Raw genomic sequence first — 12,121 nt, 5'->3', positions numbered from 1 at the left:
TCCAGACGCTGTCAGTGCTCCGGGAGACCGGGGCCCTGCCGGTGGAAATCGCCGCGTTCGACCTGAATGGTGCAATGACCGATGTGATGGGCATGGCTGACAGCCTCGATCACAGCCGCCAGTACAACGTCTGGGTCCGCCACTTCTGACTTGATCACCACATGCGCGGTCAGGAGATTGTGACCACTGCTGACGGCCCATACATGTAGGTCATGCACGGCCTCTACGCCGCCGATCTGGAGAATAGTGGCTTCCACTTCGGCAAGATTGACCCCATCCGGAACGCCTTCCAACAAGATATTCAGGCTTTCTCGCAGCAACTGCACTGTACGCGGCAGGACCCAAAGGCCGATACCGACAGCCACCAGCGTATCTACCCAGGTCCAGCCTGTGAAACGGATGACCAACGCCGCAACAATGACCCCTAGCGAGCCGAGCATATCGGCCCAGACCTCCAGATACGCCCCCTTCACGTTGAGGCTTTCACCGCTGGCGGAGGCCAGCAAGCGCATGGACGCAAGGTTTACCAGCAGGCCAGCAACGGCAATCCAAAGCATGACATTGGTGGCAATTTCCGCCGGCAGGAAGAACCGCTGCCACGCCTCGTACAAGATGTACATGGCCACCAGGAACAAGAGCATAGCGTTGAACGTTGAGGCCAATATTTCCAGGCGGGCGTACCCGTAAGTCCGCCGGCGATCAGCGGGTCGTTTGGCAATTTGCAAGGCCACTAATGACAAGGCCAGTGCTGCCGCATCCGTAAACATGTGTGCGGCATCGGAAAGCAGTGCAAGGCTTCCTGTCACCCATGCACCGATGACTTCAGCCAGCATGATGCCTGTGGTCATTGCCAAGGCAATAACCAGTTTTTTCTGATGTCCTTCGCGAACATCGCCATGGCTGTGCGAATGGCCTGCACCCATCGGTGCCTCCTTGAATCGATAATAGGAATACGAACGTTGGGTAACGCCTCACTGCGAGGGTTCCTACGATTTCACGTCAGCGGCAGGGGACAGAGAGGGGAGGACGGCAGAGAGAACAGCAAGCTGGGCGCCTGCTGTCCTAGGGGGGTCAGAGCACGGAAAGCGGGTATTCTACAATCAGGCGGATTTCATCCAGATCCGATTCAAATGCGGTGGCACGGGTGGTCGCCTGACGCAGACGGAACGAGGCATCCTTGAGCGTACCACTGCGTACGACGTACTTCGCCTCGAGGTTACGTTCCCAACGCTTCTGGTCAGAGAGCGGATTGCCATCACCATCGCGACGCATGTACACATCGTTTGCCCCTGAATAGTCGGCATCACGCCCTTGGGCGTAACGCGTCATGAGCGTCAAACCGGGCACGCCAAAATGGCCCATGTCAATTTGGTAGCTGACCATCCAGGATTTTTCTTTCGGCGAGTTGAAATCGCTGTATTGGATAGAGTTGTTAAGGTATATGGAGTCCGATTGCCGAAGATAATCGAAGTCATCGCTCCCGTTGTTCTTCTGCGCTGAAAACGCCAGGGTATGAGGGCCATAAGTAGCGCCAATACGACCACTGAAGATATTGTTGCTGAATTCACCCAGCAAGCGCTTTCCTTCATCGGTAGCATTGTAATAGTTAAAGTCCGCGAACAGCGCAAGGTTGTCGTTTATGGGGTAGCTGTAGTTGACGCCAAAGTAATGCTGGTCCCAGGCGTCCTTGAGGCGACCGGTGTATAAACCCAGCGTGAGGTTTTTATTCAGCTCGTAATTTCCCCCTACATATCCAGCCCAGGGCGAATCGACTGGCCCTGCGTAAAAGGTCGCAAAATTCTCGTTAAGACTTGTGTCCTGTGGCTGGCTCATGGCGTGGACCCGGCCGCCCATCAGTGTCAGCTTGTCGATACTGGTGTTGGTAACGGTAAACCCTTTAAAGCTTTCAGGCAGCAACCGGGAATCACCGGCGGCCAGAACCGGCGTGTAGGGGGAGACGTCTCCGACGTTGATAACGGTATCAAATAGCCGGGCTTTGAGAGCTCCACCCGCTTTGACATATTCATCATCTGCCCGTCCGTCATCATTGACGGGCATTACATTGATACTACCGCCCGGGCCATAGCGGCCTTTACCGCTATCGAGCTTCAAACCCACCATGGCGAAGGCATCAAAACCAAAGCCTACTGTGCCGGCGGTAAAGCCGGATTCGAAGCGGGCGATGGCTGCCTGGGCCCAGGCCTCGGAGTAGCTGTCGCCGGACGCATCGGACTGCCCCTTACGGTAATCCCGGTTTATATAGAAATTGCGATTAAGTATGTTCAAGCTACTGCCCTGGATAAAGCCTTCTTTGGCTTCAACGGCATCCTCGGCATTGGCCTGGCAAGCCAGCACGGCGCACAATGCGCTCAGGCTGAAAATTGGGATTTTGTACATCATCTGCTCCTGATTCCTTGGCAGTACCTGGATAATAAGGCTGGGCAACGTTATAGCGCGCTCCATTTATTGTTTACCGCAAAGCGGTACCACCATCTTCAACGGAATAGGATAACGGCAAGGTGATCGTAGAATTACAATTCTGAAATGTTCGATATAATTCTACATTCACTAAAGCTCAAAAGTCCGAGTGCAAAAACCAACCTTAATGCCTGGTGCGGCATTCACCTTGGTCGCGGTACCGAACCGATTGAGGCTCCCCTTGCGAGTCCTCAAAGCTCATGATTTTACTGACGACTCCGCAATATATTACAGGGCGGGAAGTGTAGATCAGTTTTGCTACATCCAGCTTCATACCGTAACGGTAATCCACTACCTCTGGTACGGGTTTACCCGTTTGCTGGGAATAGGCTTCCAAGGATTTCTGGTTTTGTTTCTCAATTTCCAGGTCCAGTGCTTTAGGGTTAGCTTTCGCCAATGCGACGGGAGCGAGCAAAGCCATCACCACTGTCAAAATCATGTTTTTAGGTTTCATTCTGGAGGTGCCTCGTTTCAAGTTGGAGGTATTATCCAAAACGCTTCCTAACGAGAGGGTTGCTTGAAAATGACAATCCAGAAATAAAAAAAGCGCTCGATGAGCGCTAAAAAATTCACCTCCAACCAAAGGAGCAGAAAGGTGAATAGGCCGCACGTGAGAACCGCAGGAGCAATCCACATTCATGCATTCCCTATAATAAGCTTGTATTAATAACCTAAAAATGATCGAAAAATTACAATTTTGTAATGAATGAGAAATACCATCACTCTAAATTCCCTATTTGCTCAGCGGCATCACACCAGCGGTCTAGCCAATTAGACTTACTTGGGAATAATTAGGATGGCCCTACGTAGCTACCCATCATGGCCGCCTCGCACAGAGGTAACCCGGTCCCGGCATCAGGGCCAGCTGCTGCCAGAGGGTGCCCAGCCGCGGACCGGCCGCCGAATACGCCGGACCTTGTAGCGCCGTGCTGTCGCAGGGAATCACGTCCTCCAAACTGAAACGCACATAACCGTATTCGGCGTTGGCCAGCTGCAAGGCACCCTGCGCATCAAACGCGGCATACACCGCATCTTCCCCGATCCAGAAGGCACGCAAGGGGCGGGCCAGGGTCCAGACTTCGTTAGCCGCTTTCATCTGTATCCTCCTTAGCGTCAGCCCCTAACGTTAGGCCAAGGATGGACGCCAGGGTCGTTTACAGCGACGAAATGATCAGGTAGCGCCTTCGGTTTCAAAACGCAGGGCTTCGCGGCGGATAGCGATTGCGCGCGCCGTTCTCCAGGATGGCGACAGCAGGCCCATTCCCAACCACGCGCTTAGGGTTATACTGTATATTCATACACTATAACCGGACAGCCGCCATGGACGCACAGCCTTCAAACTCACTGCCCGCGCCCGACCAGGACGCGTTCTCCCTGGGTATCCCGTCCATGCTCGCCGCGTGGAAACACCACTGCACGTTGCTCAATCATGAGCTGGACGAGGCGTGCCGCGAACTCGCCAATGGCCGGCGCCGGATCGCCCAGCTGGTGACCCAGCACGACAGCGACCAGCAGCGGCTCAAACACCAGCAGGCCCGGATCGGTGAGCTTGAAACCGAAGTGAAGCGGCTAAAGGACCGGCTTGTCGCCGCCATGGCCCGTGAAGCCGCCGGCAACAGCGCCGCGATCTACGAGGGGAGCCCGCAGAATTCGGAAAAAATCGTACGCTAACAGCTCAAGTGTCCCGACCACGCCCGACAGTAGCTTGTTGGCTGGTCAATCTGGTTCACGGGTAAAGCGATAGAACAGGTTTGGCTCACTGACCACGTACAAATACCCTTCATCATCGATGGTTACGCCTTCGGCCTGGGGTATGCCTTTCAGCAAACCAGCAAAACCCCTCGCCAAGGAACGGAAACTCACCACCTTGCCCTCATCGGTCATTTCAATCAGCAGTTTCGACTCGTCGCTGAGCAGTATGAGATGGCCACTCTGTTGGTCGAAGACGACCGAAGACAAGTCAGTGGCAAATACCTTGTCCTTTACCAAGTTGGACAGGTCGCGCACGTGCAGGGAAAAACCTCCTGCCAGGCTGGCACGAAGGCCGCCCACTTCCAGCAATTGGCGAGGGTCACGCTCCTTGGTCACAAACAAGCGATCACCTTTCAGGTCGTAGGCGAGCCCTTCAAGGCCTTTGTTGTCCTCCTTGCCAAGCGCCAGGGTCAGAGCTGGATACTGGTCCCGGCTCAATGAACGATCGGGAGAAAGCTTACCGTCTTCGGCGATGGGGACATCCACAATAACCAGGCTCTGCCGGCGCTCCTCGGCGATTACCAGCTGGCCGTTGCCGGCATAGGAGACCGCCTCCACATCGTGGAAGCCATCCAGGTTGTAACGCCTTTCCACATCACCGTCACGACTAAGGGCCAATAGTTCGTTTGGGCCGTTGGTGACTGCCCACAGCAGGTTTAGGTCAGGGTCAAAGGTCAGACCCGAAAGATTGTTGTCCACACCGGGGACCGCCTTAGCATCCAGTTCAACCCGATAGCCAGGCAGCCACACAGAGCGCTCCTGCCAATCGTCGGTGTGCCAGCTGGTCTTTATCCAGAAGTACAAACGATCATCAAGGTGATGGGTGCGGACTTGGAATACGGTGAGCAACACAAGGCACAGCAGTGCCCACATCCAAGCGCTTGCTTTCCGTGTTCGGCTCAGCCAGTTTTTAGCCATCAAATACATTAGGAGCCTCGTTATTTGGGCTGACGCCACGAGTCGTGACGATTTCAATCCGACTCGGTGCGACTCGCACAGGTGATGCACAATGGCGTGGCCGGATCGAACTCCAGACGGCCCGAGGCGATCAACTCGCCGCATTGGTTACACCAGCCATCATTGCTTGCTGCTGGAGTGCATCAATTCTCGACAGACGCCCTACCTTGCTTTGATCCAGCTCTACCGATTGCGAGCGAGACTCAGCGTCTTCCAGCAATTGATCCAGCTCGGCAGCCCGCTGTTCCAGCAGGGTCTTGAAATGGGCAAGATCCAGGGCGTCGTCCATGGACATTAACGCAGCAGTAACAACGGACTGGTGGTGGTGCGGAGCATGCTGGTCGTGGTGCTACCGACCAGGAACTGCCGGATACGTGAATGGCCATAGGCCCCCATCACCAGCAGATCAATGCCATGCTCTTTCTGATAGGCGTGGAGGGTAGGCTCTATCTCGCCGTTCAGGGCCTCGGCGCGAACAGTGAATCCGGCGTTGAGCAGCACTTTCTGCGCCCAGTCCAGCTGCGCCGACGATTCGTCGCTCACGGGCCCAACCATGACCAGGTGGATCGGCAGCCCCTTCAGCAGGGGGCTGGCCGCCAGCATCTCCACACCCTTGCGGGTAGTAGCGCCGCCATCGAAGGCGAGCATCGCGCTCTCAGGCTTTTGGAAGTTGGCCGGGGTGACCAGAATCGGTCGGTGCATGATACGGATCACGCTCTCCAGCTGGCTTCCGACATGCTGACTCAGACCACCGCTAGATTCGCCCTGGCGACCGATGACCAGCAGGCGCGTTTCGGTTTGCAGCTCTTGCAGGCTTTCCAGCAGATCGCCATGACGTTGCTTGGACTCCGGCGCGGCCACGCCATCCTTAATGGCCCGCTCTTTTGCGGCCGCAAGCATGATCCGCCCTTGTTCAAGGGCCAACTTGCCACGCTGTTCATCCAGGGAAGCAAGCTCATCGAGCAGATGCTCGCGGCTGCCAAGGCCGATATTGCCACTCAGATCGGCCGTAACCGGGTACTGGCGCTGATCCAGCACATGCAGGAAGGTCAGCGGGGCTTCCAGGCTCAGACTGGCCCAGGCCGCGTAGTCGCACACGGCTGGAGCCGAGGCGGAAGCGTCTATACAGGCAATTACTTGGGTCATTGTTGTTCTCCTTCTTAGTGGCCCATGAGTTGATCAATGGCGTCGGGTTTATCGTGAACACCGAAGCGATCCACGATAGTGGCGCTCGCTTCGTTGAGGCCCAGCACTTCAACTTCGGTGCCTTCGCGGCGGAATTTGATGACCACTTTGTCCAAAGCGGCAACGGCGGTGATATCCCAGAAGTGAGCACGGTTCAGGTCGATGGTTACCTTGTTTAGGGCTTCTTTGAAGTCGAAGGCCGCGACGAACTTGTCTGCCGAGCTGAAGAACACCTGGCCGGTGACGTTATAGCTACGATGCTCGCCGGCTTCGTCCAGCAAAGAGCTGATCGCCATGTAATGGCCAACCTTGTTGGCGAAGAACATCGCGGCCAGCAGTACGCCGGCCAACACGCCGAAGGCAAGGTTGTGGGTGGCGACCACGACCACCACGGTGACGACCATGACAATGTTGGTCGACAACGGGTGCTTCTTCAGGTTGCGCAGCGAATCCCAACTGAAGGTGCCGATGGACACCATGATCATCACTGCCACCAGCGCAGCCATCGGGATCTGCTTCAGCCAGTCGCCGAGGAATACCACCATCAGTAGCAGGAATACGCCTGCGGCCAGGGAGGACAGACGAGAACGACCGCCGGATTTAACGTTGATGATCGACTGACCAATCATCGCGCAACCTGCCATACCGCCGATTAGGCCCGAAGCAATGTTGGCCACGCCTTGACCCTTGCACTCGCGGTTCTTGTCACTGGAGGTGTCGGTCAGGTCGTCGACAATGGTCGCGGTCATCATCGATTCCAACAGACCGACCACAGCCAGTGCTGCCGAATAAGGGAAGATGATGGCCAGCGTCTCGAATGTCAGCGGCACGTCAGGCCAGAGGAAGATCGGTAGCGTATCCGGCAGTTCACCCATATCACCGACCGTGCGGATATCCAGCCCAACCGACATGGCGACGGCGGTCAGCACGATGATGCACACCAGCGGCGATGGGATGAGCTTGCCGATCTTGGGGACATAGGGGAACAGATAGATGATGCCGAGGCCTGCGGCTGTCATGGCGTAGACGTGCCAGGTGACATTGGTCAGCTCGGGCAGCTGAGCCATGAAAATCAGGATCGCCAGTGCATTGACGAAACCGGTCACCACCGAGCGCGAGACGAAGCGCATCAGCGATCCGAGCTTCAGGTAGCCAGCAGCGATTTGTAGCACGCCACATAGCAGCGTGGCGGCCAGCAGATATTCAAGACCATGGTTCTTGACCAGGGTCACCATCAGCAGTGCCATTGCACCGGTTGCGGCCGAGATCATTCCGGGGCGACCACCGACAAAGGCGATAACCACGGCGATACAGAAAGAGGCGTACAGGCCGACCTTGGGGTCGACGCCGGCAATGATCGAGAAGGCGATGGCTTCAGGGATTAGGGCCAGTGCGACCACAATACCGGCGAGGATGTCGCCACGGATGTTGGATAACCAGGTTTGTTTTAACGAGTGGAGCATCAGAATTCCCAAGGCAATGGATCGCGCAGAACAGCATGGCGCAGGCCATGTGCAGCTGGTCGATACGAGGTCAAATTGTCGGATGTAGAGGAGCTGTGGCGGGTGTTAAAACCTAAAGCACAGCAGAACGCGACCGCTGGCAGAGCAAGCAGTCACAGATGATGCGGGGGGCGAAGCGCTATGGCGGCGTAGGCAGCCAGATCATGTTTTGCAGGGTAAGCATGAGGTCTTATCGAGTGTCTTTAGTAACTCAATGGCCGCAACAGTCTACAGGAAGAGGGCAATTTCTGCGAGTCACCCCCGGACTAGGGCGTCCTGTTTGGATGTCAGCCTGAGCTATACCCTAACTGGATGTCAGGCAAGGCCGCACCGCGCCGTCAGAATAGAATCCGCTTTCACATTCTTTGACACATGCTTGCCAAGGTCATAGATTTCAGCCTGACAAATTCAAGGCTTCGGGCGCAATGGAACCAAAAACCAACGTAAGCCCTACAGCCCATGGAGGCATCTTGCAGGGACAACGCATCGGTTATGTCCGGGTCAGCAGTTACGATCAGAATCCGGAACGACAACTTGAGCAAGTTGAGGTCGGCAAGCTGTTCACCGACAAAGCCTCGGGCAGGGACACCCAGCGTCCCCAGCTGGAGGCCATGCTCGGCTTCGTCCGCGAGGGCGACACCGTTGTGGTGCACAGCATGGATCGCCTGGCCCGTAACCTCGATGACTTGCGACGCCTGGTGCAGAAGCTGACCCAGCGCGGCGTGCGTATCGAGTTCCTGAAAGAGGGCCTGGTGTTCACCGGCGATGACTCGCCGATGGCCAACCTGATGCTGTCGGTGATGGGGGCCTTCGCCGAGTTCGAGCGCGCCCTGATCCGTGAGCGGCAACGGGAGGGCATCGCCCTGGCCAAGCAGCGCGGCGCGTACCGGGGCCGCAAGAAGGCCCTGTCCGACGAGCAGGCTGCTACCCTGCGACAGCGGGCGTCGGCCGGCGAGCCCAAAGCGCAGCTTGCCCGCGAGTTCAACATCAGCCGGGAAACTCTCTACCAGTACCTACGCACGGACGATTGATACATGCCGCGTCGCTTGATCCTCTCGGCTACGGAGCGGGATACCCTGCTCGCGTTGCCGGAAAGCCAGGATGACCTGATCCGCTACTACACCTTCAACGACTCCGACCTGTCGCTGATCCGCCAGCGGCGCGGCGACGCCAACCGCCTGGGCTTCGCGGTGCAGCTCAGCCTGCTGCGATATCCAGGCTATGCGCTGGGCAGCGACAGCGAGTTGCCCGAGCCGGTCATCCAGTGGGTGGCCAAGCAAGTTCAGGCCGACCCAACGAGTTGGGCGAAATACGGCGAACGCGACGTGACTCGCCGCGAGCACGCCCAGGAACTGCGCACCTACCTACAACTGGCCCCGTTCGGCCTGTCCGACTTCCGCGCCCTGGTGCGCGAGCTGACCGAGTTGGCCCAGCAGACCGACAAGGGTTTGCTGCTGGCCGGCCAGGCGCTGGAGAGTCTGCGGCAGAAGCGGCGCATCCTGCCGGCGCTGAGCGTGATTGACCGGGCCTGCTCGGAAGCCATTGCGCGGGCCAATCGCCGGGTCTACCGCGCCCTGGTCGAACCACTCACGGACTCGCATCGGGCCAAACTGGACGAGCTGTTGAAGCTCAAGGCCGGCAGCAGCATCACCTGGTTGACCTGGTTGCGGCAGGCCCCACTAAAACCGAACTCCCGGCACATGCTCGAACACATCGAGCGGCTGAAGACATTTCAGCTGGTGGATTTGCCCGAAGCTCTGGGCCGGCACATCCACCAGAACCGCCTGCTCAAGCTGGCCCGCGAGGGTGGGCAGATGACGCCCAAAGACCTCTGTAAGTTCGAGCCGCAGCGGCGCTACGCGACCCTGGCCGCCGTGGTGCTGGAGAGTACGGCGACCGTGATTGATGAGCTGGTCGATCTGCACGACCGCATCCTGGTCAAGCTGTTCAGCGGCGCGAAGCACAAGCATCAGCAGCAGTTCCAGAAGCAAGGCAAGGCGATCAACGACAAGGTGCGCCTGTACTCCAAGATCGGCCAGGCCCTGCTGGAGGCCAAGGAAAGCGGCAGCGATCCCTACGCCGCCATCGAGGCGGTGATTCCCTGGGACGAGTTCACCGAGAGCGTCAGCGAGGCCGAGCTGCTGGCCCGGCCGGAGGGCTTCGACCATCTGCACCTGGTTGGAGAGAACTTCGCCACCCTGCGCCGCTATACGCCAGCCTTGTTGGAGGTGCTGGAACTGCGCGCCGCCCCGGCTGCGCAAGGCGTGCTGGCGGCCGTGCAGACCCTGCGCGAGATGAACGCCGACAACCTGCGCAAGGTGCCGGCCGATGCGCCCACCGCCTTCATCAAGCAGCGCTGGAGGCCGCTAGTGATAACCCCGGAAGGCCTCGACCGGCGCTTCTACGAAATCTGCGCCCTGTCAGAGCTGAAGAACGCGCTGCGCTCCGGCGACATCTGGGTCAAGGGCTCGCGGCAGTTCCGCGACTTCGACGACTACCTGCTGCCGGCAGAGAGGTTCGCCGCGCTCAAGCATGCGCAGGCTCTGCCCCTGGCGATCAACCCGAACAGGAACCAGTACCTGGAAGAGCGCTTGCAGCTGCTGGACGAGCAGCTGGCCACCGTCACCCGCCTGGCCAAGGACAACGAGCTGCCCGATGCCATCCTCACCGAGTCGGGGCTGAAGATCACCCCACTGGATTCCGCGGTGCCCAATACCGCGCAGGCGCTGATCGACCAGACCAGCCAGTTGCTGCCGCGCATCAAGATCACCGAACTGCTGATGGACGTGGACGACTGGACGGGCTTCAGCCGCCACTTCACCCACCTGAAGGACGGTGCCGAGGCCAAAGACCGGACATTGCTGCTGGCAGCGATCCTGGGCGATGCGATCAACCTCGGGCTGACCAAGATGGCCGAGTCGAGCCCCGGCCTGACCTACGCCAAGCTGTCCTGGCTGCAAGCCTGGCACATCCGAGACGAAACCTACTCGGCGGCCCTAGCCGAGCTGGTCAACCACCAGTACCGTCATACCTTCGCCGCTCACTGGGGCGACGGCACGACCTCTTCTTCCGATGGCCAGCGCTTCCGGGCGGGCGGTCGGGGCGAAAGCACCGGGCACGTCAACCCGAAGTACGGCAGCGAGCCGGGGCGGCTGTTCTACACCCATATCTCCGACCAGTACGCACCGTTCAGCACCCGCGTGGTGAATGTCGGCGTGCGCGATTCCACCTATGTGCTCGACGGCTTGCTGTACCACGAGTCCGACCTACGGATTGAGGAGCACTACACCGACACGGCTGGCTTCACCGATCACGTCTTCGCCCTGATGCACCTGCTGGGCTTCCGCTTCGCACCGCGCATCCGCGACCTCGGCGAAACCAAGCTGTATGTTCCGAATAGCGTCCAGGACTACCCGACATTGCGCCCAATGGTTGGCGGCACCCTGAACATCAAGCATGTCCGCGCCCACTGGGACGACATCCTGCGCCTGGCCAGCTCGATCAAGCAGGGCACCGTCACTGCCTCGCTGATGCTGCGCAAGCTCGGCAGCTACCCGCGCCAGAACGGTCTGGCCGTGGCCTTGCGCGAACTGGGCCGGATTGAGCGCACACTGTTCATCCTCGACTGGCTGCAAAGCGTAGAGCTACGTCGCCGCGTGCATGCCGGACTGAACAAGGGCGAGGCGCGCAACTCCCTGGCCAGGGCGGTGTTCTTCAACCGCCTCGGCGAAATCAGGGATCGGAGCTTCGAGCAGCAGCGCTACCGGGCCAGCGGTCTCAACCTGGTGACGGCCGCCATCGTGCTGTGGAACACGGTGTACTTGGAACGCGCCACCCAGGCGATGGGCGAAGCGGGGAAGTCGGTGGATGGCGAGCTGCTGCAGTACCTGTCGCCGCTGGGGTGGGAGCACATCAACCTGACCGGCGATTATGTCTGGCGGCAGAGCCGCAGGCTGGAGGACGGGAAGTTTCGGCCGCTAAGGCTGCCCGGAAAACCTTAGCGTACGATTTTTTCCGAATTCTGCGGGCTCCCCATCTAGCTTGACAGAGCCTAGCTGTCAGTGAGGTTCGGGGTTCAATTCAACATAACACCCGTACACGCACCTTATTAAGCTAACTCTGTAGTGGTCTACTAACCCTGGACACCTTTTTAGGCGAAAGTGATCGCCCCATAGAGGTGTTCGATGAGCAGACAACGACGTACCTTCACCCCCGAGTTCAAGCGCGAAGCTGCTAGCCTGGTGCTT

Annotated in this window: 12 protein-coding genes; 3 read left to right on the top strand and 9 right to left on the bottom strand. The window is 58.5% G+C overall.

The window, feature by feature from the left end; all coding sequences use genetic code 11:
- Nucleotides 1-11 precede the first annotated feature (11 nt).
- From G7016_RS24280 to G7016_RS24265, 4 genes are all read right to left on the bottom strand, one after another.
- Complete coding sequence (locus tag G7016_RS24280; protein WP_040259204.1) at nt 12-923, bottom strand: cation diffusion facilitator family transporter; 912 nt, start codon at nt 921-923, stop codon at nt 12-14.
- 148 nt (nt 924-1,071) lie between these two features.
- Nucleotides 1,072-2,397, bottom strand: coding sequence for an OprD family porin (locus G7016_RS24275; protein WP_040259205.1), 1,326 nt, complete (start codon nt 2,395-2,397; stop codon nt 1,072-1,074).
- Between the two features lie 205 nt (nt 2,398-2,602).
- Nucleotides 2,603-2,932, bottom strand: coding sequence for a DUF2790 domain-containing protein (locus G7016_RS24270; protein WP_088776173.1), 330 nt, complete (start codon nt 2,930-2,932; stop codon nt 2,603-2,605).
- A 363-nt stretch (nt 2,933-3,295) separates the two neighbouring features.
- A complete protein-coding gene (locus G7016_RS24265; protein ID WP_040259206.1) occupies nt 3,296-3,574 on the bottom strand; it encodes a hypothetical protein in 279 nt (92 codons plus the stop codon).
- Between the two features lie 224 nt (nt 3,575-3,798).
- Here G7016_RS24265 and G7016_RS24260 point away from each other — a divergent pair, with 224 nt between their 5' ends.
- Nucleotides 3,799-4,149: a hypothetical protein gene (locus tag G7016_RS24260; protein ID WP_181118333.1), complete on the top strand. Its 351-nt coding sequence runs from the start codon at nt 3,799-3,801 to the stop codon at nt 4,147-4,149.
- 45 nt (nt 4,150-4,194) lie between these two features.
- Here the strand turns inward: G7016_RS24260 and G7016_RS24255 are convergent, their stop codons facing one another.
- The 5 genes from G7016_RS24255 to G7016_RS24240 are packed head-to-tail and all read right to left on the bottom strand — an operon-like array spanning nt 4,195 to nt 7,835.
- On the bottom strand, nt 4,195-5,157 hold the full coding sequence (locus tag G7016_RS24255; protein WP_011645027.1) for an SdiA-regulated domain-containing protein: 963 nt from the start codon (nt 5,155-5,157) through the stop codon (nt 4,195-4,197).
- A gap of 44 nt (nt 5,158-5,201) precedes the next feature.
- Entirely contained in the window at nt 5,202-5,282 is an 81-nt protein-coding gene (locus G7016_RS25850) for a hypothetical protein (RefSeq protein ID WP_425335727.1), read from the bottom strand.
- A complete protein-coding gene (locus G7016_RS24250; RefSeq protein ID WP_425335724.1) occupies nt 5,279-5,476 on the bottom strand; it encodes a hypothetical protein in 198 nt (65 codons plus the stop codon). Before G7016_RS24250 ends, G7016_RS25850 begins: the two co-directional genes overlap by 4 nt.
- Nucleotides 5,477-5,481: 5 nt before the next feature.
- The gene (locus G7016_RS24245; RefSeq protein WP_011645025.1) at nt 5,482-6,333 is read right to left on the bottom strand and encodes a universal stress protein; all 852 of its coding nucleotides are present in this window, start codon (nt 6,331-6,333) and stop codon (nt 5,482-5,484) included.
- A gap of 14 nt (nt 6,334-6,347) precedes the next feature.
- The gene (locus G7016_RS24240; protein ID WP_011645024.1) at nt 6,348-7,835 is read right to left on the bottom strand and encodes a SulP family inorganic anion transporter; all 1,488 of its coding nucleotides are present in this window, start codon (nt 7,833-7,835) and stop codon (nt 6,348-6,350) included.
- Between the two features lie 509 nt (nt 7,836-8,344).
- Between G7016_RS24240 and G7016_RS24235 the strand changes: the two genes are divergently transcribed.
- Complete coding sequence (locus tag G7016_RS24235) at nt 8,345-8,905, top strand: recombinase family protein (RefSeq protein WP_011645023.1); 561 nt, start codon at nt 8,345-8,347, stop codon at nt 8,903-8,905.
- A 3-nt stretch (nt 8,906-8,908) separates the two neighbouring features.
- On the top strand, nt 8,909-11,875 hold the full coding sequence (locus G7016_RS24230; RefSeq protein ID WP_019486346.1) for a Tn3 family transposase: 2,967 nt from the start codon (nt 8,909-8,911) through the stop codon (nt 11,873-11,875).
- Nucleotides 11,876-12,121: the final 246 nt, after the last annotated feature.

This window comes from Pseudomonas japonica, from assembly GCF_013522925.1.
In the GTDB taxonomy this organism is placed as follows: Bacteria; Pseudomonadota; Gammaproteobacteria; order Pseudomonadales; family Pseudomonadaceae; genus Aquipseudomonas; species Aquipseudomonas japonica_A.
The sequence above is the reverse complement of the archived record's forward strand: the minus strand, read 5'-3'. Positions and strand labels throughout refer to the sequence as shown.

Coding starts and splice junctions, on each gene's coding strand:
- G7016_RS24270 (WP_088776173.1), bottom strand. CDS start 2,932: ATGAAACCTAAAAACATGATTTTGACAGTGGTGATGGCTTTGCTCGCT.
- G7016_RS24240 (WP_011645024.1), bottom strand. CDS start 7,835: ATGCTCCACTCGTTAAAACAAACCTGGTTATCCAACATCCGTGGCGAC.
- G7016_RS24265 (WP_040259206.1), bottom strand. CDS start 3,574: ATGAAAGCGGCTAACGAAGTCTGGACCCTGGCCCGCCCCTTGCGTGCC.
- G7016_RS24280 (WP_040259204.1), bottom strand. CDS start 923: ATGGGTGCAGGCCATTCGCACAGCCATGGCGATGTTCGCGAAGGACAT.
- G7016_RS24260 (WP_181118333.1), top strand. CDS start 3,799: ATGGACGCACAGCCTTCAAACTCACTGCCCGCGCCCGACCAGGACGCG.
- G7016_RS24255 (WP_011645027.1), bottom strand. CDS start 5,157: ATGTATTTGATGGCTAAAAACTGGCTGAGCCGAACACGGAAAGCAAGC.
- G7016_RS24230 (WP_019486346.1), top strand. CDS start 8,909: ATGCCGCGTCGCTTGATCCTCTCGGCTACGGAGCGGGATACCCTGCTC.
- G7016_RS24245 (WP_011645025.1), bottom strand. CDS start 6,333: ATGACCCAAGTAATTGCCTGTATAGACGCTTCCGCCTCGGCTCCAGCC.
- G7016_RS24250 (WP_425335724.1), bottom strand. CDS start 5,476: ATGGACGACGCCCTGGATCTTGCCCATTTCAAGACCCTGCTGGAACAG.
- G7016_RS24275 (WP_040259205.1), bottom strand. CDS start 2,397: ATGTACAAAATCCCAATTTTCAGCCTGAGCGCATTGTGCGCCGTGCTG.